Annotated in this window: 21 protein-coding genes; 16 read left to right on the plus strand and 5 right to left on the minus strand. The window is 65.3% G+C overall.

Translation table 11 applies throughout. From position 1 onward, the window contains the following. Positions 1-302: 302 nt before the first annotated feature. On the minus strand, positions 303-494 hold the full coding sequence (locus ACEWQ0_RS11270; RefSeq protein ID WP_476485383.1) for a hypothetical protein: 192 nt from the start codon (positions 492-494) through the stop codon (positions 303-305). A 26-nt stretch (positions 495-520) separates the two neighbouring features. Then, a complete protein-coding gene (locus tag ACEWQ0_RS11275) occupies positions 521-892 on the minus strand; it encodes a hypothetical protein (protein WP_476485384.1) in 372 nt (123 codons plus the stop codon). A 274-nt stretch (positions 893-1,166) separates the two neighbouring features. On the opposite strand from ACEWQ0_RS11275, the gene ACEWQ0_RS11280 reads away from it, so the two are divergent. The 7 genes from ACEWQ0_RS11280 (at position 1,167) to ACEWQ0_RS11310 (ending at position 11,922) form a co-directional block, all read left to right on the plus strand. Beyond that, entirely contained in the window at positions 1,167-2,351 is a 1,185-nt protein-coding gene (locus ACEWQ0_RS11280) for a CaiB/BaiF CoA transferase family protein (protein WP_476485385.1), read from the plus strand. A gap of 258 nt (positions 2,352-2,609) precedes the next feature. Then, positions 2,610-3,371, plus strand: coding sequence for a class I SAM-dependent methyltransferase (locus ACEWQ0_RS11285; protein ID WP_476485386.1), 762 nt, complete (start codon positions 2,610-2,612; stop codon positions 3,369-3,371). 93 nt (positions 3,372-3,464) lie between these two features. Further along, a complete protein-coding gene (locus ACEWQ0_RS11290) occupies positions 3,465-4,973 on the plus strand; it encodes a YifB family Mg chelatase-like AAA ATPase (protein ID WP_476485387.1) in 1,509 nt (502 codons plus the stop codon). Between the two features lie 61 nt (positions 4,974-5,034). Continuing rightward, a complete protein-coding gene (locus tag ACEWQ0_RS11295; protein ID WP_476485388.1) occupies positions 5,035-6,951 on the plus strand; it encodes an autotransporter assembly complex protein TamA in 1,917 nt (638 codons plus the stop codon). After that, entirely contained in the window at positions 6,948-10,781 is a 3,834-nt protein-coding gene (locus ACEWQ0_RS11300) for a translocation/assembly module TamB domain-containing protein (RefSeq protein ID WP_476485389.1), read from the plus strand. The genes ACEWQ0_RS11295 and ACEWQ0_RS11300 overlap by 4 nt, the downstream gene beginning before the upstream one ends. Before the next feature lie 43 nt (positions 10,782-10,824). Continuing rightward, a complete protein-coding gene (locus ACEWQ0_RS11305; protein ID WP_476482788.1) occupies positions 10,825-11,292 on the plus strand; it encodes a PaaI family thioesterase in 468 nt (155 codons plus the stop codon). 144 nt (positions 11,293-11,436) lie between these two features. Continuing rightward, a complete protein-coding gene (locus ACEWQ0_RS11310; protein WP_476485390.1) occupies positions 11,437-11,922 on the plus strand; it encodes a hypothetical protein in 486 nt (161 codons plus the stop codon). A gap of 76 nt (positions 11,923-11,998) precedes the next feature. Here the strand turns inward: ACEWQ0_RS11310 and cspE are convergent, their stop codons facing one another. From cspE to ACEWQ0_RS11325, 3 genes are all read right to left on the minus strand, one after another. Then, on the minus strand, positions 11,999-12,202 hold the full coding sequence (gene cspE, locus ACEWQ0_RS11315) for a transcription antiterminator/RNA stability regulator CspE (RefSeq protein ID WP_476482790.1): 204 nt from the start codon (positions 12,200-12,202) through the stop codon (positions 11,999-12,001). Positions 12,203-12,392: 190 nt separating this feature from the next. Continuing rightward, positions 12,393-13,787: a GTPase/DUF3482 domain-containing protein gene (locus tag ACEWQ0_RS11320; RefSeq protein WP_476482791.1), complete on the minus strand. Its 1,395-nt coding sequence runs from the start codon at positions 13,785-13,787 to the stop codon at positions 12,393-12,395. Beyond that, a complete protein-coding gene (locus ACEWQ0_RS11325; protein WP_476485391.1) occupies positions 13,784-15,235 on the minus strand; it encodes a DUF2868 domain-containing protein in 1,452 nt (483 codons plus the stop codon). Before ACEWQ0_RS11325 ends, ACEWQ0_RS11320 begins: the two co-directional genes overlap by 4 nt. A gap of 171 nt (positions 15,236-15,406) precedes the next feature. On the opposite strand from ACEWQ0_RS11325, the gene ccoN reads away from it, so the two are divergent. The 9 genes from ccoN to ccoS are packed head-to-tail and all read left to right on the plus strand — an operon-like array spanning position 15,407 to position 23,520. Then, positions 15,407-16,834, plus strand: a complete 1,428-nt coding sequence (ccoN, locus tag ACEWQ0_RS11330) for a cytochrome-c oxidase, cbb3-type subunit I (RefSeq protein WP_476482793.1) — start codon at positions 15,407-15,409, stop codon at positions 16,832-16,834. A 20-nt stretch (positions 16,835-16,854) separates the two neighbouring features. Beyond that, positions 16,855-17,508: a cytochrome-c oxidase, cbb3-type subunit II gene (ccoO, locus tag ACEWQ0_RS11335; protein WP_476485392.1), complete on the plus strand. Its 654-nt coding sequence runs from the start codon at positions 16,855-16,857 to the stop codon at positions 17,506-17,508. After that, positions 17,505-17,693 (plus strand): cbb3-type cytochrome oxidase subunit 3, encoded by a 189-nt coding sequence (locus ACEWQ0_RS11340; RefSeq protein ID WP_476482795.1) that lies wholly within the window; start codon positions 17,505-17,507, stop codon positions 17,691-17,693. The genes ccoO and ACEWQ0_RS11340 overlap by 4 nt, the downstream gene beginning before the upstream one ends. Then, the gene (gene ccoP, locus ACEWQ0_RS11345; protein ID WP_476482796.1) at positions 17,690-18,604 is read left to right on the plus strand and encodes a cytochrome-c oxidase, cbb3-type subunit III; all 915 of its coding nucleotides are present in this window, start codon (positions 17,690-17,692) and stop codon (positions 18,602-18,604) included. Before ACEWQ0_RS11340 ends, ccoP begins: the two co-directional genes overlap by 4 nt. Continuing rightward, positions 18,591-18,875 (plus strand): hypothetical protein, encoded by a 285-nt coding sequence (locus ACEWQ0_RS11350; RefSeq protein WP_476482797.1) that lies wholly within the window; start codon positions 18,591-18,593, stop codon positions 18,873-18,875. Before ccoP ends, ACEWQ0_RS11350 begins: the two co-directional genes overlap by 14 nt. Beyond that, a complete protein-coding gene (gene ccoG / locus ACEWQ0_RS11355; RefSeq protein ID WP_476485393.1) occupies positions 18,872-20,266 on the plus strand; it encodes a cytochrome c oxidase accessory protein CcoG in 1,395 nt (464 codons plus the stop codon). The genes ACEWQ0_RS11350 and ccoG overlap by 4 nt, the downstream gene beginning before the upstream one ends. Before the next feature lie 4 nt (positions 20,267-20,270). Beyond that, entirely contained in the window at positions 20,271-20,789 is a 519-nt protein-coding gene (locus tag ACEWQ0_RS11360) for a FixH family protein (protein WP_476482799.1), read from the plus strand. After that, the gene (locus ACEWQ0_RS11365) at positions 20,786-23,257 is read left to right on the plus strand and encodes a heavy metal translocating P-type ATPase (protein WP_476482800.1); all 2,472 of its coding nucleotides are present in this window, start codon (positions 20,786-20,788) and stop codon (positions 23,255-23,257) included. The genes ACEWQ0_RS11360 and ACEWQ0_RS11365 overlap by 4 nt, the downstream gene beginning before the upstream one ends. Before the next feature lie 26 nt (positions 23,258-23,283). Continuing rightward, positions 23,284-23,520 carry a cbb3-type cytochrome oxidase assembly protein CcoS gene (gene ccoS / locus ACEWQ0_RS11370; RefSeq protein WP_476485394.1) on the plus strand — a complete coding sequence of 79 codons (237 nt, stop codon included), beginning with the start codon at positions 23,284-23,286 and terminating at the stop codon, positions 23,518-23,520. Positions 23,521-23,641: the final 121 nt, after the last annotated feature.

A 23,641-nucleotide genomic window follows, 5' to 3' on the forward strand; every position in this document is an offset into this window, starting at 1 on the left:
GTTTTATCGAACCGGACCAAGCGCAATCTTGCAGTCGCTTGCCCGCGAAACGGGGCACAGCAGGCAGGTGTCCGAGGAGTGATAAACCCAGGTTTCGCCCGGCTCCGACTTTCCTGGCCAGGACGCACAGGCTGCCCTCATCTTGTCAGCATGTCCCAACGGCCTGAGCAGCGCCAAGACCTTGCGGTAACGCGCGATGAGGTTACCGTCCGGATCAATGACTGGAGTAGTGTTATAAAGCTTGCCGTCCTTTTTTCTCGTAGAGTGAGCCGGGTTTCAATCAACCGCGCAACTGCGACTGATCACAGCCGTATCGGCCAGCAAACCTGATCGTCATACCAGCGCAACTGGTCGCCATCAATGACCACCCATAAACCATAGGCTTCTGCATAAGCCCAGCGCTGCCACTGACGATACCAGCGCCCCCTTCCCCCACCATCGGCCGCGATCAGAGTCATCGTCAGCCTGACCAGCCACACCTCGCATCCGGCCATCGGCAAGAATCCAGAGCGTGCACGGATCACCATGAACCGTGTTGTATACAAGCACCGTACCGGACATGGCCTGCCGGAGTGCCGCGGCGGGGGCTCAACAGGATCAGCCCCAGAGAGTGGGCGCGCTGCAACACAGCCTGCGTAGCTGCAGGATCACCCTTGCTGCTGTTACGGGACTCCAGCAGATCAAGCGCCAGCATGGAGCCCTTGCCGCGTATATTGCCAATCGGGCGCAGGTCGTCGCGCCGGGCGCGAACCTCAAGACCAATTTTCAAGGCGCAGTCCACAAGACCTTCGCTCTCGATACTTGCCTTGCTGACAAAGACCGGCATGGCCGTAGCCAGCCCGCGCGGAAGCCCCGCCATGCGACGCTTGTGAAGATCCGTATTGGTGGTCATGTTTTCCAGCTCCGAAAGTATTTGAACTCGATGTCCGTGTTGCTCACCCGGCCGTCCAGCTGGTCGCGGCTTGCTGCATCGTTGCTGCAGACAAATCACAGCAGCAGCGCAAACGCTGGCCGGCCACGGGGAGCGAATGAGTCCAGTGTGCAGGCCAGATTGCGTTGCCCATAGCGCCAGATGCGCATGACCATTAGAGCCAGACCGGCCTTCGATTTGCCCGCTACGTTCTCAAGCTGCCAGAATGCCATCAGACCTACTGGAAAGACATGCAATGCGAGACGAATCGTCGCCCTTGGCAGGCTTGAAGGTCATTGAACTGGCTCGTATTCTGGCCGGGCCATGGATTGGCCAGACGCTGGCCGACCTGGGTGCCGAGGTAATCAAGGTGGAGTCGCCAGCCGGCGACGATACCCGCCGCTGGGGGCCACCTGATATTGCCCTTTCTGGCGGGAAAGGAAGCGATGCCGCCTATTTCCACAGCTGCAATCGCGGCAAGAAATCCATCGTGGCTGACTTCAACAATCCGGACGATCTTGAAGTGCTGCGCCAACTTGTTGCCGACGCTGACGTGTTGGTTGAAAACTTCAGGGTCGGAAGCCTCGCCCGCTTCGGACTGGACTACCCCACGCTGCAAGAGCTCAACCCCGGGCTGGTCTACTGCTCCATCACCGGCTTCGGCCAAGACGGCCCGTATGCCCAACGCGCCGGCTATGACGCCATTATCCAGGCCATGAGTGGGCTGATGTCCATTACCGGCGACGCTGGCGGGCCGCCAGTAAAAGTTGGCGTGGCCATCGCGGATATTCTGTCAGGCCTGTACGGCGTCATCGGTATTCAAGCAGCGCTGACGCAGCGAAAAAGAACCGGTCGTGGACAACAGATTGATATTTCGCTGATGGACTGCATGCTGGCCTCGCTGGCCAACCAGAACCTCAACTACCTGGTCTCCGGCCAGTCGCCTGGCAGGCTGGGTACGGCACACCCCAATATCGTGCCGTATCAGGTCTTTGCCACGGCCGACGGCTACATCATGCTGGCGGTTGGCAACGATGCCCAGTTCGATCGCCTGTGCCAGGTTCTGGAGCGGCCCGAAATCGCCAGCAACAGCCGCTTTGCCACCAACGCCGCGCGGGTGCGCCACCGTGAGGAGCTGATACATCTTCTCGAGCAGGTCTTTGCCGAACGGGAGCGCGACTTGCTGCTCCACCAGCTGGAACAAGAGCTGATTCCGGCCGGCCCGGTCAATACGCTGGCTGAAGCCTTCGAAGATCCCCAGGTGCGCCACCGCCAGCTGCAACTGGATCTTGCCGCACCCCACCTTGAAGATGGCCGTGCGCCCGGCGTGCGCACCCCGATCGTGTTTTCCGACTCAAGGCTGAGCACGGAGCGGGCAGCTCCCTACACCGGCCAGGACACCCGGCAAATCCGCGCTCGCCTGAACCTGAAGGACCGGTAATTCCCAATTGCTTTTCTGGTTCAGTACCCGATCGCTCTGATCTGCTTCTGGCTTCCATTGCGCACGCACCGGCAACTACAGGCGCAAAAGCGCAGCTGAGTACAATTCACATTGCAGTCGGCCAGCAGTCCTGCGGTTTACCCCGCCACTCACCCTGCCGACTGCGGACGCGGCGCGGTAGCATGATCCGCTGTCCATCTACAGAATCGGAGAACTCGGGAGGACTTCATCAAAACACGCCGCTTGATCACCGCAGCGATGAACACCCTGACCGGCAAGGCGCTTGGCGGCTGGTGCCCCGTGTGCAACAAGCGCAGCGTCTTTATTCCCGTCGGGTCATGGTATCGAGAAGACCTGAAGTGCATTCGCTGCCGCTCATCGGCTCGCCAGCGCGCGCTGGCTCACTTCCTTCAGACTCGACTCGAGACCAGACAAGACGCTTGCGTGCTGGAAGTGGCGCCGGTAGAGCACGTCGCCCGGCACTTTCGCCGGCGGTTCGAGTTTTATGAAACAACCCACTATTTCCCAAGTGCGAAACCGGGCACAACCATCAGGGGCTACCGCAACGAAAACCTGGAATACCTGACCTATCCGGACGAGCAGTTCGATCTGGTTATTACCCAGGACGTGCTCGAGCACGTCGCGAATCCGGCAAGCGCCTTCCGGGAAATCGCCCGCGTCCTTCGCCCCGGAGGCCGCCATGTATTCACGATCCCCTGGTATCCCGCCGCGAAGACGAGAACGCGGGCATACGAACAACAGGGGCGCATCGTGCACGTGCTTGAACCGGAGCACCATGGAAACCCCGTTGACCCGGAGGGTTCGCTTGTCTTCACCGACTTCGGGGGCGATCTGCCGGAGATGATATCGAGCGTCACCGGCATGCAGACCCGGCATTGCAGCGACCAGGCAAGGGAGTCTGGAATCATTGGCGATTCCGTGATCGTCTTCTGCAGTCAGAAACGGCCCGACCATCCGCTCGCCGGCCAGACAGACAAGGGCCAGGCAAGCCACGAATAGCAGATTTCCTACAGGCCATGGCGCGGTCGACCCATTTCATCGCTGCCCCGAACAGGCCAGGATGCAGGTCAGACTTCGGGCAAAGGAATCAGGATGGGCCTGGCCACCGTCCAATCACGCGCTGCTGTCGGCATCGAGGCGCCGCAGGTGCTCTGCGAGGTCAACCTGTCGCCGGGTTTGCCGATGTTCGCCATCGTCGGCCTGCCCGAGACCGCCGTGCGTGAGAGCAAGGACCGGGTGCGCGCCGCGCTCAAGAACTCGGAGTTCGATCTGCCCTCCTGGCGCACCACGGTGTCGCTGGCGCCGGCCGACCTGCCCAAGGAGGGCTCGCGCTTCGATCTGCCGATCGCCGTGGGCGTGCTCGCCGCCTCCGGGCAGGTGCCCGATGATGATCTCGGCGACTGGGAGTTTCTCGGCGAGCTGTCGCTGACCGGGCGACTGCGCGCGATCAACGGAGCGCTGCCGGCCATCCTGCGCGCCCGCGAACAGGGCCGCAAGCTGATCCTGCCGCGCGCCAACGCCGAAGAAGCCGGGCTGGTGGCCGATGCCGAGATCTATCTGGCCGAGTCCCTGTGCGAGGTCGCCGAAGCACTCAACGGCCGACAGCCCCTGCCGCGGGCCGAGCCGGTGTCGGGCTTCAAGGACATCGCCGGGCCCGACCTGGCCGACGTGCTCGGTCAGCACCGCGCGCGCCGGGCGCTGGAAATCGCCGCCGCCGGCGGCCACAACCTCTTGCTGATCGGCCCGCCGGGCACCGGCAAGACCCTGCTGGCCTCGCGCCTGCCCGGCATCCTGCCGCCGATGGAAGAAACCGAGGCCCTGGAGGCGGCCGCCATTGCCTCGGTCGTGGGCCATGAACTCGACCCGCCCACCTGGCGCCAGCGCAAGTTCCGCTCGCCGCACCACACCGCCTCGGGCGTGGCGCTGGTCGGCGGCGGCTCGAAACCGCGCCCCGGGGAAATCTCGCTGGCCCACGGCGGCGTGCTGTTTCTCGACGAGCTTCCGGAGTTCTCGCGCCACGTGCTCGAGGTGCTGCGCGAGCCGCTGGAGTCGGGCCGCGTGATCATCTCGCGCGCCGCCGTTCAGGCGGAGTTCCCGGCCCGTTTCATGCTGGTGGCCGCGATGAATCCCTGCCCCTGCGGCTACGAGGGCGATCCGTCAGGCCGCTGCGCCTGTACGCCCGATCAGATCCGGCGCTACCGCGATCGCATTTCCGGCCCGCTGCTCGACCGCATCGATCTGCACGTGGAAGTGCCGCGCCAGTCGCTCAAGGACCTGCCGCCCGGCGAGTCGTCAGCCGACGTCCGGCAGCGCGTTCTCGCGGCAAGAGCCATTCAGGCGCGGCGCGGCGGGGTCAATGCACAGCTGGATGTCGGCGGGATTCGCGAGCACTGCGCGCTCGATGCCCACCAGGCCACGCTGCTCGAGGCCGCCTGCGAGAAGCTGCGCCTTTCGGCGCGCGCCCACCATCGCATTGTGCGCGTGGCGCGCACCATTGCCGACCTCGACGCCAGCGAGCGCATCGAGGCGCGCCATCTCAGCGAAGCCATCGGCTATCGCCAGCTCGACCGGCGCCAGAATGCCTGGGCGCGCACGGCCTGAACATCAAGCCGCACTCACTGTCGGAGGGTTACCATAAGAATTCGACTTTCCGGGAGATTGCATGACCGCCAGACTGCTGTCGGCCCTGCTCTTGCTGACCATGCTGCTTGGCAGCGGCCTGACCAGGGCGGCCACTGTTTCCACCGAAATCAGCGGCGTGGCGGGCGGCCTGCTGGCCAACGTGCGCGCATCCGTCTCGCTGGTCCAGGCTGAAAAACTTGACGAGCTGTCGCTGTGGCGCCTGCGCCAGCTCGCCGGTGATGCGCGTTCGGAGGTCGAACAGGCACTCAGGCCGTACGGATACTATCGCGCCGACATCCAGGTGCGCCTGATCGAGCCCGAGGACGACAGCCAGCACTGGCAGGCCCGCCTGAACATCAAGCCCGGCCCGCCGGTATCGATCGACACGGTGAACATCGAACTGCAAGGCGATGGCCGTGACGACCCCGAGCTGAAGCGGTGGCGTGAACAATGGCCGCTGCAGTCCGGCGACCGGCTCCACCACCCCGCCTGGGAACAAGCCTGGCGACGGCTCACGCAATTGGCCGAGGAACGCGGCTACTTTCAGGCCCGCTTCGAGAAACGACGCGTCACGGTCGGCGCCGAGCGCGAAAAGGCTGATATCCACATCGTCTTCAATACCGGCCCCCGCTACCGCTTCGGCCGCTATATGGCGCCTGAACAACCCTTCAGCGAATCGCTGATGGAACGCCTTCACATCCTGGAGCCCGACGAGCCCTACAGCATCGAGCGGCTCGATCGACAGCGCGAAGCACTGGTGCGCTCCGGCCTGTTCGACCGCGTGGTTGTCGATACCGAGCGCGACGATGAGCGGCATTGCGTCGATCTGGTCTACCGGCTGGAAACCCGGTCGCCCAACACCTGGCGCGCCACCCTGGGGTTCGGCACCGACACCGGCGCAAGGATGCAGCTGGGCTGGACGCGCCACTACCTGAGCGCGCGCGGCGACCGCCTGGAAGCCGCACTCGGCGCTCAGCAATACCGGCGGGAGTATGTCTTTCAGAGCGAATATCGCCGCCCGCGCGGTGATCAGCCCTCGGAGTTTCTGACCGCCGGCACCACGCTGCGCAGCGAGCAGGATGATTTCCGCTTCTACGACGAAGACCGTATCGAACCGGTGTTCGAAGCTTTCGACGGCCGCCGCGATCAGACCCAGCTGACCTTCGGCCGACTTCAGGAACGCAAGCTCTGGTCAAAGCGCTATCAGGGGCTGGAAGAGCGGCTGTTCGTTTCGCTTCTCAACGAGTCCTTTGATGCCCTTCGCGAAGGCTCCTTCAGCCGCGAGAACGACGCCCTGCTCGAGGCCAACCCCGAGCTGCGCCCTTATCTGAATACCGAAAGCCGCGTCGTCGCCTTCGGCGGACGCTGGCGACTGCCCCGGATACGAGGCGCGGGCTTCAACGCCAGCGGCTCGGTATGGCAGGCGCACCTCATCGGCGCGCACGAGTCAGCCGGCTCGGATGTCAGCTTTGCCCAGGCCTGGCTGAGCGGGCAGTGGCACCTGATTTTTGGCGAGCGTCACAAGCTGATGCTGCGCGGCGAGGCGGGCTATACCGAAGCCGACACCCGCCACCTCGACATCGACCTGGACGATCGCCGCCTGGATCTGACGCTCACCGAAGTGCCCGAGCGCTACCGCTTCAAGACCGGGGGCGACAGAACGGTGCGCGGCTATGGCTACGAGAAGCTGAGCACCAACCGCAACGGCGCCAATCACCTGCTGGTCGGGTCGGTCGAATACGAATACCGCGTCGGACAGAACTGGTCGCTGGCGGCCTTTGCCGATATCGGCAACGCTTTCAACGATTTCAGCCAACGCAAGCTCAAGCGCGGCGTCGGCGTGGGTTTCCGCTGGTATACGATGATCGGCCCGATTCGCATCGACATCGCCCAGGCCCTCGACGAAGTCGATGACCCCTGGCGTCTGCACTTCACCATCGGCACGCAACTGCTATGAAAAAGTGGCTGAGCATCATTGGTATTGCCATACTGACCCTGCTGTTGTTGGCAACGGCAGCCTGGCTGTGGCTGACGCATACCGAAAGCGGCGCCCGCTGGGCCGTTGCCCGCGCGAGCGGGTTTGTCGAACGCCTCGATTACGACGCTTTCGCCGGCGGCCTGGCTTCGGGCCTCACCCTGCAGGGCGTCGACTTTGCCCACGCCGGCATGCGGGTCAGCGCCGATCAGCTGGAACTGGCCGCGCGCGTGGAGCTGTTCTCCGGTCCGCGCGTGGTGGTTCGCCGCCTGCGCGGCCGCGGCATCGACATTCACCCGCCACAGGCTCAAGCACCTGCAGAAGAAAAGGCCGAGTCAGCCTTCGATCTCTCGGCGCTGGCCAGTCCGATCGACATCGTCGTCGAAGAGCTCGACCTGCGGCAGCTGACCATCCACGCCGGCAGCGAACCGCTGCGCATCGACCATATCGGGCTGGCCGGGCGTTACGGCGACCGTCTCGAGCTCGATCGACTTGCCGTTGCAAGCGAAACCGGACGCGCCAGCGCCGCAGGGCACTGGGCGCTCGAGCGCCAGGGCCAAGGCCGACTCGACATCGAAGTGGAGGTGCCCCTCGAGGAGGGCACAACGCAGTCCGGACACATCACATTGGCCGGCCGCCCGGCGGCGCTTGATATCGAGCTGTCGACAGCAGGCCCGGCCCGGCTCGAAGGCAGCGGCAGGCTGCGCGATCTGCTCCAATCACCCGCCATCGAGGCCAGAGTCACCGGCAAACTGAGCGGCTGGCCCGGCCTGCCCGTAAACGTTGACGACATGGTGGTCTCGCTCGACGGCCAGCCGGAGGACTGGCAAGCCAACTCCAGCGCGCGAGTGAGCGGCCCGGACATTCCGCCCGGCGAGTACTCGCTGGCGCTGTCGGGTGGCACCCAGTCGCTGACCATCGAAACGCTCGACGCGCAACTGCTCGACGGCCGGATCAGCGGCCACGGCCAGCTCGACTGGAGCGAATCGGCGCCGGCTTCCCGCGCCAGCCTGCAAATCGAGTCTCTCGACCTCACGCCGCTGTACCCGCAGTGGCCCAATCAGGGCCGCATCAGCGGCGAGCTGGCGGTGGCCACGCAAGAGGGCGTGATTGCAGTCGAGTCGCTTTCCCTGCGCGCCAACCCGGGGGATCTGAAGGTGACCGGCAGCGGCCGCATCGACCCGGCCGGCGACCACGTCAACGCCACGCTCGAATGGCAGCAGTTTGCCTGGCCGCCAGTCACCGATGATGTCGAGCCACTGGTGGCCAGCGAGTCCGGCCAAATTCATGTCACCGGACAGATCAGCGACTGGCGGGCTCGCATCGAAGCCATGGTGCAATCGCCACGGACGCCGGCCGCGCACATCGAGGCCAGCGCCAGCGGAACGCGCGAGACCGCCCGCATCCGGCAGCTGACCATCACCGCCGGAGAGCACGGATCGCTGGCGCTGGACGGTCGCGTGGCCTGGCAGCCTGCACTGGCCGCCGAGGTCAACCTGGTGCTCGACGGATTCGACCCCGGCGTTCTGGTCAGCCAACTGCCCGGGCGGATCGACGGCCGCGCTGCAATCAGCCTGGCCCGCGATGACCACTGGCAGCTGACCGTTGGGCTCGACGAGCTCAGCGGTCGTCTTCGTGGCCAGGCGCTGACCGGGTCGGGGCAGCTGGCATGGGCGGGCGATCACCCGGAAGCGGCCGATCTGCAGCTGCAGTTGGGCAACAACCGCATTGCCCTCGACAGCGAGAACGCAGAAGCCCTGCGGATCGACCTGAATGCAGCCTCGCTTGATCAACTCTGGCCCGAGCTGGCCGGCGAAATCCACCTGGCCGGCCAGCTTCGGCCCGGCAAAGGTCAGCTCGATCTCAGCGGCCAGCTCGACGAGCTGCGCTACCAGGGCTACAAACTGGAGCAGGCCGATGTCGATCTGGGGCTTGCGTGGCTGGATCAGCCGGCAATGGACCTGAACATCACTGCCACCAACCTCGACCTCCAGCCCTGGGAGCGCATCGAACGGCTGGAGCTCACCCTGGGTGGCGGCTGTCAGTCGCATCGACTCGAGCTCACCACCTCCGGCTCCCGCGGCAACCTCAACCTGGCCATGGGCGGCCAGCTCGTCGACTGCCTGGAGGGAGCGCCGGAATGGCAGGGCGAGATCACGCGCCTGTATCTGGGCGAGACCGTGGCCGGCGACTGGCGGCTGGCTGCCGCGCTGCCCCTGGCCTGGTCCAACGGGCGCATCGTGGCCAAAACAGCCTGCCTGACCACCGCGGCCGACACGCCGGCGCGGCTCTGCCTCGAGCACCTCGGGGCAGGCGCGGAAGGTCGTGTCGCCACCCGTATCGAGCAGGTGCCCATGGACCTTCTGCTGCTGCCGCTCGACCCGGTCATTTCGCTGACCAACACCCTCTCCGGCAAGGTCGAAGCGGCCTGGGACCAGGCTGGCCTGTCGCGGGTGGAAGGCGGGCTCGAAATGAGCGCCGGCGAACTCCAGGCCATTGGCGACGAAGAGGAGCTGCTGACCATCGACGCGCTGCGGCTCGACCTCGAACCGACCGATGACACCGGGCTGCTGGCGGGCCTGCAGCTACGCCTGGAAGGCCAGACCACGATCAACGGCCAGGCGCATGTGGTCGATTTACGCAAGCTGGCTGACACTCGGCTCGAAGGCGAGGCCAGGCTCGATCTGCCCAACATCGCCGCGTTTGCGCACCTGATCCCGCGGATCGACCGCATCGACGGCTCCGCCAACGGCCGGATCGAGGTGACCGGCCCGATCACCGGGCCCTCGATCAGCGGTCGCGTGGCCGTCGATAACGGCGAGGTGGTGCACGCACCCTTCGGCCTGAACATCCACGACATTCACCTGGCGCTGTCGGGCTCGGCCGATCGCGCCACTCTCGAAGGCCGGGCGCGATCGGGCGACGGCCAGCTGAGTCTGTCCGGGCAGGCCCGCCTGGGCGATGACGGCTGGCGCCTGGAAAGCCGGATCGAAGGCGAGCAATTCAAGTTTGCCGGCGCCGACTGGCTGGAACTGGCTGCCAGCCCGCAGGTCAGCCTTGATCTGCAGCCCGACCAGGTCAGTATCAACGGCGATATCCACATCGACCGGCTGCGCGGCGGGTTGCCGCCCGGCGCGGCCGAGCGCGTCCAGCCCTCTCCCGACGTCGAGATTGCCGGTGAGCAAGACGAACAGGAGGCGGCCGGGAATGCAGTCAAGCGGCGAATCGAAGGCCGGCTGGGCATTGACCTGGGCGACAACGCCAGCCTGGCCATGGAAGGATTCCGCACCGAACTCGCCGGCGGCCTGGAGCTGGCATGGAACGGACCGCCCAAGCCCGAAAGCCGCGGTGCCATCCGTCTGCCCGAGGGCGCCTACCGCGCCTACGGCCAGAACCTCGAGATCAACGACGGCGAAGTCATCTTCACCGGCGAGCCGACTGATAATCCGCGCCTGGATATCCGCGCCGTGCGCGACATCTTCGGCGATCCGGAAGTGGAAACCGCCGGGGTCGAAATCACCGGAAACGCCCGCAACCCGCACATCGAGCTCTACACCGATCCACCGACCAGCCAGGAAAAAGCACTGGCCTATGTAGTCACGGGCTCGGACTTCGACCAGGCCGGGGGCCAGGGTGCACTCAACGTCGGTTTCTATCTGCTGCCGCGCCTGTTCGTCAGCTATGGCGTGGGTCTGTTCGAGACCGGCAACGTGCTGTCGGGCCGCTACGAGCTGTCCACACGCTGGGGTGTGCGCGTGGTCTCGGGCGAACGCGACACCGGCGTTGATCTAAGCTATACCATCAACAACTGAAGGCCCGGAGCTTCGCGATCGGGGCCTGAGCAAGGAGACCTCAATGAGCAACAAGAGCATTCAGGAACAGCTGGCGCCGGAGAGCATCTGCTTTGGCTGCGGGCCGGCCAACGAGCAGGGCCTGCGCATCCGCTCCTTCGTCGAAGGCGAGCGCATGACCGCTGACTGGCAGCCAGAAGCCCACCACGAGGCTTTTCCCGGCGTTATCAACGGCGGCATCATCGGCACCCTGCTCGACTGCCACATGAACTGGACCGCGGCCTGGCACCTGATGCAGGAAGACCGGCTCGAAGCCGTGCCGTCGACAGTCACCATGGACTACGGTGTTCAGCTCCGGCGGCCGACGCCGTCTTCCGGGCCGCTGCATCTGGAAGCCTGGGTCGAAGGCCGCGACGACAAGGGTATCGTCAGCATCGCCGCCGAACTGTCGGCCGGTGACAAGGTGTGCGCCACCGCCAGCGGTCGCTTCGTCGCCGTCAAGCCGGGGCATCCGGCCTATCACCGCTGGTAATCAACCCGCGCAATGACAGGGCGCACGAAATCCGCGCGCAGACGATGGTCGGGCCGGGAAACCTGCCCCGCCCTTGCTGTCATGCGTGGCCACGCAGTGCCATAATCGAAGCTGATCGACACAGATGGATGGGCACATCGGACCATGAATACGGGAAGTAAAACATTGCACGCGCTCGCCGGGCTGTTTCTTGTGCTGGCGCTGGGCGCCTGCAGCCAGTCCGAAGACCGCACCGACGATGATCAATCGACCGGGGATCCGACGGGATCGGCGGCGTCAGGCGAGCAATCGAGCGGAGAGATCAACATGCATGCCAGCAACGGCAACAGCCTGAGCCTGGAGGAGGCCGTGCAGGCCGCGCGCGAAGCGTTGGCGGAACGCAGCGGCACACCAATCGCAGCAATCGAGACCGTTCGGGCCCGGGCCGTCACCTGGGCGAACGGCGCCATGGGCTGCCCGCAGGAGGGCATGATGTACACCCAGGCCCTGGTCGAGGGCTACTACATCCTGCTGCGCACAGAAGGTCGGGAGGTTGCCTATCACGCCGGGCGCGATGGCCGGCCCTTTCACTGCCCTGCCGAGCGCAGCCGAGCCCCTTCGCCCGACGATCGCAGCGACAGCCTGTCCTAGCGCACCGACCGTGCAGACAAGAAAAACCCCGCCGCAGCGGGGTTTTTCTTTCCTACCTGTCATGAAGCGGTTCGCTTCAGGCGGGCTCGACGTTGGCGGCCTGCGGGCCCTTGGGGCCTTCCTGGATATCGAAGGTGACTTTCTGGCCTTCGGCCAGGGTTCTGAAGCCGCTGCCCTGGATGGCGGAGAAGTGAACGAAGACGTCCTTGCCGCCATCATCCTGGCTGATGAAACCGAAGCCCTTGGCTTCGTTGAACCACTTGACTGAACCTGTTGCCATGATCTTGCTACCTGTATAAAAACAAAAATAAACGCGCCAGGGTAGATGAAGATGGGATTTCGGCGATGTCCTGCCAGATAGGGAGGGGTCAACCTGAATTCACACGCGCCATTTACCGTAGGCACGTTTCCAGTATACGTGGACACGAGAGCAAAATCCAGCGCTTTTTGTGCTGCGTTCGGCGACAGCGTCAGGCGCCGCTTTTTGGCCAGGCCAGCGACTCGAGTGAATCATTCAGTTCCGCGGCCAGCTCGGCCAGCGCCGTCGAGCGGCTGCCCGAAACGCCGCCGCCGTTGAGCGCCGACCAATCCGGATGGTGCCGTGCGCGACGCACGGCCCGCGGCAGGCGGCGCTTGTCGAGAGCAGCCACAACCCGGGCGCGGATACGGTCGGGGCTGCCGTGGCCGCGATGCATCAGCGCGGCGAGCAACTCCACCGAGCGCGCCACCATCAGGCGGGCGACGGCATCGCTGACCTGGATGCGCTCCCGGCCGCGCAGGCGATCGATCAGGCGCGAGCCGGCCGAACGGACCAGGCCGGTTCCGGCACCCAGGGCGGCCCCGGCCAGCATGCCGGCACCCAGCGACAGCCCGCCGGTGGCCACATCGACCAGCGCGCCGCCGCCGGCACCGGCGGCGGCATGGCTCGAAGCCCTCAGGCCATAGTGGCGCAGCGTTTCGGGGTCGAATGGATCAGCATGCCAGCGGCCGTCGCTGACGGGCAACTCCGCTTCGTCATAGTCCTCGCGTCCGAAACGGTAGAGCTCCAGCAGGGTATCGACACAGGCCTGCTCGCGCCGGTGAATGGTTGCCCGCAGCTCGCGCCAGACCTGCTGACGCTCGGTCTCACTGCCGGCCTCGATCTCGCGCACGCAGGCGGCCACGTCAAGCAGCATGGCGGCGATGGCCTCCAGCGCCGCCTGCCTGCGCTGCCGCTCTTCGGCGCGACGGTGGCCAAGCCAGGCTGACAGCACGTCTGCGTGATGATCGAGCTGGCTCTTGAGCTTCTCGAACAAGGCGAGCTCGGTCGCCGGGTCACGCACGGCGGCATCGAAAGCCAACACGGTATGCAGGCGAACCCGGGCCAGAGCATCACGCCACTGCGCCTCACGGCTGCTGTCCGAGGCAGTAAAATTGAGCACCGCCACGATGGGCCTGGCGCACAGCCCGAGCACAGCCAGCTCGTCCTGATACTTTTCCAGTACCGGCTCGCGGGCATCGATCACGTACAGGGCCACGTCCATCGCGAGCATCAACTCGAGTACCCGGGCTTCGTGGTCGAAGCGCTCGACCGCATCGCTGTCGTCGAGAAATCGACGAATGCGGGCCGGGCCATCGTGACGCTCGCCGGACACGCCATCGAGCCAGTCAAGCAGTGCCGGCGCATTTTCCAGGCCGGGCGAATCATTGAGCTGGATACGCGCACCGTCAGCGGCCACCAGCTCGCCCCTGGCAATCCGGCGGGTGGTGCCCGACTCATCACGGACTTCACCAAAATCGCGATCGTGCGTCAGCGTACGCACCAGAGACGTCTTGCCGGTATTGGTATGGCCAACAATGGCCACCTTGAGCGGGCCGCTGCTCACGAGTTTTCGCTCTCGGCGCCCAGCGCCCGATGCAAAAGCGCCAGCTCTCCGGCTTCGGGCGCTTCACGATCAATCATGACCACGCGGGCACCGGCGCGCTCGGCCAGAGTCTGCCAGTCGCGACGCCGCGCCGCCGCATCGCCGCCGCGGGCCTCGAGCCGGGTGTTTTCGTCAAGCACCAGCCACAGCGGCGCATCAGCGGTGTCGGCCAGGCGCGCAAGAAAATCACCGGTGCCGGCATCCGGCGTTCTCAGCAGCGAGCAGATGCCGAGCACGGCCGCGGCCGGCCGGCGCCGCCCCGCCGCTGCTTCCAGCGCCGCGAGGCGCCCGGCGCGATCGTCGGCGCGCCCCAGATCAATCACGTCGATGCCGGGCACCACGCCGGCGCCCGTTGCACCCTCGCGCTCGAGCTCCACGGCCACGGCCAGGATGCCGCGGGCATTGGATTTCTGGCGTCGCGGCCCGCGCGCCCGGTGTGGCGGCAGCGGCCGGCTCGCTGCAGGCTCGTGGCGCTCGACCACGGCCAGATCGCCCGCCAGGCGCAGATAGCCGGGGCGAGTGGTATCCAGATGCATTCTGCGGCCGGCCACGACGGCCAGGCCAAATGAAGCCCCAAACAGAAACGCGCGGGGTACAATAGCCCACGCAGCGATCATGGCGAGAAGGAATCGCGCCCACTCCGCCCTGGCGGTAGCTTCGGCAGCACCCTCACGCCCGGCAACAATCCAGGCTTCATCCGCCTCGGGCATGAAACCAAGGATTTCCGGCCAGGCCGCCAACCCCTGCACCAGCTGAACAACGCTGTGATCACTGAGCAGCGTCGTCCCCCATATCAGTTCATATTGAACCACCGAGAAGAAAACGACCAGAGCGCCAAAGGCGCCCAGGGCATAGCCGAGCCAGAATCCGTGACCGACAGCACTCAACACCCAGCGTCCCCAGCCGGTACCCGGCAGCGAAGCGAAGGCCGCCATCACATCGGCTGCATGCGGCGAAGCAAGCAGCCTTGGCGCCAGCCACCGCAGCACGCGACCAGCAACGCTGCCCGCCAGGCTGGGGGGGCCGGCGCGGCCGTGACCCCAAGCCATCAAGACCGCCCAGAGCAACAACATCAGGGTGGGAACAAGCAACAGCGCCGCCGCCGCGAGCAGGATATCGACGCGACTTTCGGCCACCGTGGCCCGCGCCGCGATCGCGCCGGCCAGGGCACCGAGGCCGGCCATGCCAACACCCAGCCAGACCAGGGCCCGGCGCAAACGAAGAATGTCGGCACGGATGGCCGGTGCCGGATCCAGAGCCGCAGCGCGCGCGCGGATGCGCTGCGCCAGGTCGCCGCCGCGATCGCGAGCGACCACGACGGCAGCCTGGTCAGCCAGGCGACCGCAACGCTCTTCCAGATGACGAAACGATTCGGTCAGCAGCCAGTCATTGACGCTGAGTCGGCTCATGAGCGCAAGCGGCAGCGGAAAGTGGAGATCGGACTCATCCCGGCAATCATACCGCCTGGCCGACTGGAAGCGTCGGGGATTGATTCTGGTCAAGAATCCGGCCGCATTCACTAACGATAATTTGCAGCACTCGATTTTTCAGTATCGACCAACCATTGAAGGGATCCATTAATGGCGAATTCCACCACCTATAACGACCGCGTTGTCCGGCAGTTCACCTGGGCAACGGTGATCTGGGGCATCGTGGGCATGCTCGTCGGCGTGCTCATCGCAGCGCAGCTGATCTGGCCCGAGCTCGGGGCCGGCATTCCCTGGCTGAGCTATGGCCGCCTGCGGCCGCTGCATACCAATGCCGTGATCTTCGCCTTTGGCGGCTCCGGACTCTTTGCCACCAGCTATTACGTCGTCCAGCGCACCTGTCACACGCGACTGTTTTCCGACAGCCTGGCGGCGTTCACGTTCTGGGGCTGGCAGGTCGTCATCGTCAGCGCGGTGATCACGCTGCCGCTGGGCTACACCATGAGCCGCGAGTACGCCGAACTGATCTGGCCGGTGGCGGTTCTGCTCGCCGCGGTGTGGGTGGCCTATGCCGTGGTGTTCTTCGGCACCATTGCCAAGCGTCGGGTGCGCCATATCTACGTGGCCAACTGGTTCTTCGGCGCCTACATCCTGACGATTGCGGTGCTGCACATTGTCAACAATCTGGCCGTTCCCACCGACTGGCTGCACTCCTATCCGATTTATTCCGGCACGGTCGATGCCATGGTGCAGTGGTGGTACGGCCACAACGCGGTGGGCTTTTTCCTGACCGCCGGCTTTCTCGGCATGATGTACTACTTTGTGCCCAAGCAGGCCGGGCGGCCGGTGTATTCCTATCGCCTGTCGATCGTGCACTTCTGGTCACTGATCGCGATCTACATGTGGGCCGGGCCACACCACCTGCACTACACCTCGCTGCCTAACTGGGTGCAGTCGCTGGGCATGGTCTTTTCACTGATGCTGTTTGCGCCCAGCTGGGGCGGCATGATCAACGGCATCATGACCCTCTCGGGCGCCTGGCACAAACTCCGAACCGATCCCATCCTGCGCTTCCTGATCGTCGCCCTGAGCTTCTACGGCATGTCGACCTTCGAGGGGCCGATGATGTCGATCAAGACGGTCAACGCGCTGTCGCACTACACCGACTGGACCATTGGTCACGTACATGCCGGCGCGCTGGGCTGGGTGGCCATGATCACCATCGGCTCGATCTACGGCCTGGCGCCGCGCGTTTTCGGCGTCGACAGGATGTACTCCACGCGCCTGATCGAGTGGCACTTCTGGGTCTCCACCATCGGCACGGTGCTCTACATCACCGCCATGTGGATCGCCGGCGTGATGCAGGGCCTGATGTGGCGCACCTTCAACGATGACGGCACGCTGACCTACACCTTCGTGGAGGCGCTACAGCAGACCGAGCCTTACTACATGCTGCGCCTGCTGGGCGGACTCGTCTTCCTCTCGGGCATGTTCATCATGTTCTACAACATCTGGAAGACCTGGCAGATGCGCGAAACGGACAACCTGGACGTGCCGGTCAAGGCACCGGCACACGCCTGATCTCAGGAGAGAAATGATTCATGGCTAGCATGCATGACAAGATCGAAAAGAACATTGGCCTGATGGCCATCCTGATCGTGGTCGCCATCAGCTTCGGCGGCCTGGTCGAGATCATCCCGCTGATGTTCAAGGCCGCCGTGGTCGAGCCGGCCGAAGGCGTTGAGCCCCACAGCCCGCTGCGCCTGGCCGGCCGTGATGTCTACGTCTCGGAAGGCTGCTACAACTGCCACAGCCAGCAGATTCGTCCGTTCCGGGCCGAAACCGAGCGCTACGGCCACTATTCGGTCGCCGGCGAGTTCGTCTATGACCGCCCGTTCCAGTGGGGCTCCAAGAGAACCGGCCCGGACCTGGCCCGGGTGGGCGGACGCTACAGCGACGACTGGCACGAGCTGCACCTGCTGAATCCGCGTGCCGTGGTACCCGAATCGAACATGCCGGCCTACTCCTGGCTGGCCGAGCGCTTCGTCGACCCGCAGTCGATCCAGAAGCGCATGCGCGTGCTTCAGCGCATGGGCCACCCCTACAGCGACGAGCAGATCGAAGCCGCCGCGGATGAGGTTGCCGGCCGCACCGAGCTGGAAGCGGTGATCGCCTACCTGCAGGGGCTGGGCACGGAATGGACCGGCCAGCACACTGCCAACGGCAACGCAGCCACGCAGGGAGGCGGTTCATGAGCAGCGGACTGATCACGGCCATTGCCATGATCGCCTTTGTGGCCATCGTCATCTGGGTGTTCTTCATCAAGCGCAAGGAAGACTTTGACGAACAGGCCAACCTGCCGCTGGAGGAAGACGACCGGCGCAGGCAGGAAGAACGCCAAAAGGTTGACGATCGCAAGGACAAGGAGAATTCATCATGAGCGCCTTCTGGCACTGGTATGTCGTCCTCATCACGCTGGGCTTCACCGCCGGGCTGGTGTGGTTGTTTATCGCCACCGGCCGCGCGCGCGTGCAGTCACAAGCGCATGACGAGCATGGCGAGACCACCACGCACGTGTGGGATGAGGACCTGCGCGAGTACAACAACCCCATGCCGCGCTGGTGGCTGTGGCTGTTTTACGGCAGCGTCATCTTCTCGCTGGGTTATCTGGTGCTGTATCCGGGCCTGGGCCGTTACGAAGGCACGCTGGGCTGGACGCAGGAAAATCAGTATCAGGCCGAGATGGCACGCGCCGATGAAGCGTTTCGTGCCCGCTTTGCCGAGCTCGCCGCCCGACCCGTCGAGCAGCTGACCGGCAATGCAGAAGCCTTGCGTGTCGGCCGCAACGTCTTTGCCCACAATTGCTCGACCTGCCACGGCTCGGATGCCCGCGGCGCCGAGGGCTACCCCAACCTGACCGACCAGCACTGGATCTGGGGCGGCAGCCCCGAGCGCGTGCTGGAGACGATTCAGTCCGGCCGTCAGGCGATCATGCCGCCCCTGGGGGACAGCCTGGGTGAACAGGGCGTGACCCGGGTTGCGGTATATGCGCAACAGCTGGCCGGCAACCGCGTCGACGCCACCATGGCCGCGGCCGGCAAAAAGCTGTTCCAGCAGAACTGTGCCGCCTGCCACGGCCCGGACGGCACCGGCAACATTCATCTCGGTGCACCCGACCTGACCGCCGGCGTCTATACCTATGGCGGCGACCTGGACACCATCCGTGAAACCATTCGCGAAGGCCGCAACGGCGTGATGCCGGCGCAGCAGGAGCTGCTGGGCGACATCCGCACCCGGCTGGTTGCCGCCTACGTCCTCAGCCTGAGCCAGCAAGACGATGACCAGAGTTGATATCGATTTTCCGCCGCGCCCCCTGGCCCAGCGCATGGGGGCCATTCTCTGGCCGTCGTTCTTCGCCGCCGGCATCGCCACAATCGTGTTCTTCGCCATCGTCGACCCGCTGACGCTGCGGGACATGACCTTCCCCGAGCTCGAAATCGGTCGCATGACCGGCTACACCATCGGCTTTTTCCTGTTCTGGGGAGCCACTGCGGGCTCGAGCCTGTTCACCTGGCTGCTGCTGCGGCCGGCCAGTCGTTTCAACAGCAGGATGCATAAATGAGCAACGGCGCAAGCCAGGAAACCATTCCGCTCTACGTCAAGCAGGCCAAGGTCTACCCGCGCGAGATCAAGGGCCGCTTTGCCCGCCTGCGGGTCATCGCCGTGTGGGTGCTGCTGGGGCTCTATTACCTGTTGCCCTGGTTCAGCATCAACGGCCAGCAGGTCGTTCTGTTCGATCTGGTCAACCGTCAGTTCCACATCTTCGGCCTCACGCTGTGGCCGCAGGATCTGATCATTCTGGCGCTGCTGCTGGCCATGGCCGCGCTGACGCTGTTTTTCTTCACCGCCCTGGCCGGGCGGCTGTGGTGCGGCTACGCCTGCCCGCAGACGGTCTGGACCGAAGTCTTCCTGTGGCTCGAGCGCATCACCGAAGGCCGCCGCAACAAGCGCATGAAGCTCGACCAGGGCCCATGGAACCGCGAAAAGATCGGCCGCAAGTCAGCCAAGCAGTTCCTCTGGATCACCTTTGCCCTGTGGACCGGTTTCACCTTCGTCGGCTTTTTCGTTCCGATCCGCGACCTCGGCCTGCGCCTGCTCGAGTTCAACCTGGGCGGTTGGGAAACCTTCTGGCTGTTCTTCTATGCCTTTGCTACCTACGGCAACGCCGGCTACCTGCGCGAGCAGGTCTGCAAGTACATGTGCCCGTATGCGCGCTTCCAGTCGGCCATGTTCGACGATGACTCGCTGGTCATCTCCTACGATGTCAACCGCGGAGAGCCACGCGGCCCGCGCAAGAAGACAGCCGACCAGGCCGAGCTGGGCCTGGGCGACTGTATCGATTGCATGGGCTGTGTGCAGGTCTGCCCGACCGGCATCGACATTCGCGACGGCCTGCAGATCGAATGCATTGCCTGTGCCGCATGCATTGACGTGTGCGATGACGTTATGGACCGCATGGGTTACCCCCGCGGGCTGATTCGATACACCACCGAAAACGCCATGACCGGAAAGCCCACCCGCATTTTCCGGCCGCGTATCTTCATTTATCTGGCTGCACTGCTGGCGCTTGCCGCGCTGGTTGGCCTGGTTCTCACCGGCCGCGAGCCGCTGCTGGTGGACGTGCTGCGCGACCGCACCGCGCTGCACCGGGTAACCGAACAGACGCTGGAGAACCCCTACACCCTCAAGCTGTCCAACCGTACCGAGCGTGACCTTGCCGTCAGCATCGAGGTACAGGGCCAGTCCATGACCGGCCTGCGCGTGATCGAGCCGACCACGCCGGTGAATATCGCCCCGTCGGAGGTCGCCAACCAGCCGCTGACCGTTGGCCTGCCAATTGAAAACGCACGCGCCGGCATGCATGAAATCATGATCATCACCAGCGATGCAGAAGGCACGGTGCTCAACCAGACCGAAACCCGCTTCTTCATCCCGGCTCGTGCACTGGAGTAACTGAATGAATCCTGAAGTGAGCGCGAATGAAGCGCACCCCTGGTACCGCGAGTTCTGGGTGTGGTTCATCCTGGCAATTCTGGTAATGGGCCTGGCTTCGGGCACCGGCGTACTGATCATCGGCCTCAACAATGCCCCGCAGATGGTGACCGGCGACTACCAGCCGCTGGGCAAGACGATGGTCAACACGCGCGAGCGCAGCACACGGGCCACCGAACTCGGCCTGAGCGCGAGCCTTTTGGTGAGCGATAACCAGGCCGAACTGGTGCTCGACGCGCTGCAGATCGAAGCGCTGCCGAAACAGCTGCTGCTGCGCTTTCAGCACCCGGTCAACGCCGAGCGCGACATCTCTGTGGTCGCCCACCGCGTGGATAGCGGGCACTGGCTGGCCGAGCTGGGCAGTATGGCGCCGCCGGGGCGCGCTCGCGTCATCCTCAGCGACCTGCAGCAAAGCTGGTGGCTTGCCGGGCGCTACTCCGGCACCGTCAACGGCCGGATCGGGCTCGAACCGGAGCCGCTGTGAGCCTTGCGGCGGCGTGCTGGCACTGCGGTGAGCCGGTGCCCCACGGCGTCGACCTCCAGGCCACCATTGCGGGCCAGCCACGGCCGATGTGCTGCCACGGCTGCCAGGCCGTGGCCACTCTTATCGATCAGGCCGGCCTCGATCGCTATTACGATTTTCGCGATGCCCTGCCCCAGCGCCCGGACGCCGCCGACCGCCCGGGCGACTACAGCGCCTGGGACCGTGACGCCATCCGGCATCACTATGCGCGCGCTGACGGCAAGGGGCTGGCGACGATCACCCTGGTGCTGGAGAACGTCCACTGCGCGGCCTGCAGCTGGCTGATCAAGCGCTTTGTCGGCGAGCTCGACGGCGTGGCCGAAATCCAGATCGACATCGGTGACGGGCGCGCCCGCCTGCACTTCGACCCCGAACGCACGCCGCTGAGCCAAGTGGCCACGCGCCTGGCCGCGCTTGGCTACCGACCGCATCTGGACTCGCCCCGGGCGGGTGAACTGCGCGACCGAACCGAGCGCCGACAGCTCCTCAAGGCGATTGTCGTGGCCGGCCTGGGCATGATGCAGGTCATGAGTTACGCCCTGGCCGGCTATATCGGCGCTTTCCAGGACATCGATCCCACCAGTGAGCGCTTCTTTCAGCTCATCAGCATGGTGGTTGCCGTTCCGATTGCGTTGTACTCCGGGCGGATCTTCTATCAATCGGCCTGGCGCACGCTCAGGCGCCGCAGCATGGGCATGGACGTACCGGTGGCCACAGCCATGCTGCTGACGCTCGCAGCCAGCATTTACACCACGCTGCTCGATGCCGGCGAGGCGTATTTCGACTCGGTGGTGATGTTCATCTTCTTTCTGCTGCTGGGGCGCTACGCCGTACTGGTGACGCGCCAGCGCGCCGGATCCGTGCATTCGGCGCTGGCACGCTCGCTGCCGGCTGCGGCGCGCCGACTGAACCCGGACGGTGCCCCGGAAGCCGTCGCCCTGGTCGAACTCGAGCCTGGCGACCGCGTTCAGGTCAGCGCCGGTGAAACGATACCGACCGACGGCCGCATCATGGACGGCCGCGCCATGGTCGACGAATCCCTGCTTTCAGGCGAGTCGAGCCCGCGCAGGCGCAGCGCGGGGGAGTCGGTACTCGCCGGCTCGCTGCTGCGCGACGGCCAGCTGGTGGTCGAGGTCGGAGAAGTCGGGCAGTCCACGGTGCTTGCCGGCATCGTCGAGCTGCTTGAACAGGCTCGCGGCCACAAGCCACGCCTGGCGCAGGTGGCCGACCGCATCGCCGGCTGGTTCGTCGCCTTCGTTCTCAGCGGCGCGGCGGCGACTGCCCTGGTCTGGTGGCAGCTGGACTCCCAGCGCATGCTGCCGATCGTCATCTCCGTACTGGTGGTGTCGTGCCCCTGCGCCCTGGCCCTGGGCACGCCGGTGGCGCTGGCTTCGGCCGCGCGCGGATTTGCCCGCCTGGGGGTGCTGACCACCGGCAGCAATGTACTGGAAAAGCTGCCGGGGATCAGCCACGTGGTACTCGACAAGACCGGCACCCTCACGCAGCCGGAAATGCGCGTGGCCGAGGTGCGTATCGACGACCCCCAGCTGGATCATGAACACACGCTCCGTCTGGCCGGCCGTCTGGAACGGGTCAGCCGCCACCCGGTGGCAACGGCCTTCGAAGACCACGACGACGGCGGCGCCGTGGCCCGGGCCGAAGCGGTGACAGCCGCCGGCGTGCGGGGCACGGTGGACGGCCACGAGCTGGCGCTGGGCAAACCCGCCTGGATTTCACAGCGGCTGGGGCAGGATCTGTCGGCGCCAGGAGACGGACAGTGGATCGCACTGGCCGACCAGTCCAGGCTGCTGGCATGGATACGGCTCGACAGCCCGCTGCGCGAAGGCGCTGTCGAGCTCATCGAGCAGCTCAAGGCGCGCCGAATCCATGTGCTGCTGGCCTCCGGCGACCGCACCGAGAACGTTGCGCGCATGGCCCGGCGCCTGGGTATCCGGCAGTTCGAGGGCGATCTGCAGCCGGCCGACAAGCTCCAGCTGGTGCAGCGCCTGCAGGCCGCAGGCGCGCGCGTTGCCATGGTGGGCGACGGCATCAATGACGCCCCCGTACTGGCCGGCGCCGATGTTTCCCTGGCGCTCGCCGAAGGTGCTGACATCGCCCGCACCCAGGCCGACCTGGTCATCACCGGGCGAACGCTGGGCCGCGCCAGCCAGGTCTTCGAACTGGCCCCGCGCGTGGTCGGCGTGATCCGTCAGAATCTGGCCTGGGCGTTTGGCTACAACATACTCGCCCTGCCGCTGGCCGCCTGCGGTTTCGTTCCCCCCTGGGCGGCTGCCATCGGCATGTCGATATCGAGCCTGATCGTGGTCGCCAACGGCCGCCGGGCCGGCCACCTGCCCAACAACCACCCCAGCCCCGGACTGCCCCTGGAGCCCTCACCCCAACAACCAACCCCGGCCCCCAATCCCTGACCCTTCACACTTCACACCTGAACCCGATGAATATCATCTACGTCCTCATCCCGCTGTCAGTGCTGCTGATGATTCTGGCCATCGGCGCTTTTTTCTGGGCCGTACGCAACGATCAGTTCGACGATCTCGACACCCCGGCGCTCGATATCCTCGACGAGGACGACCGCCCCGGCGCCAGAAGCCCGCGTCGCGACGGCGATGCGGCAGAGCAGGCCGAAGGTCCGGACACCACGGGCGGACAGGCAGCGCAAAGGGAAGATTGAAAGCATCCACACGGGAAATCCACTGGATCCGGGACGAATTGATCGCCACCTCAGCGCGCAGATAGCACGCCATAAAGCAAAACCACCCCCTGAGTGCGATGCGGCTCTCATTTTTGATTGA

Source organism: Wenzhouxiangella sp. YN9 (assembly GCF_056324165.1).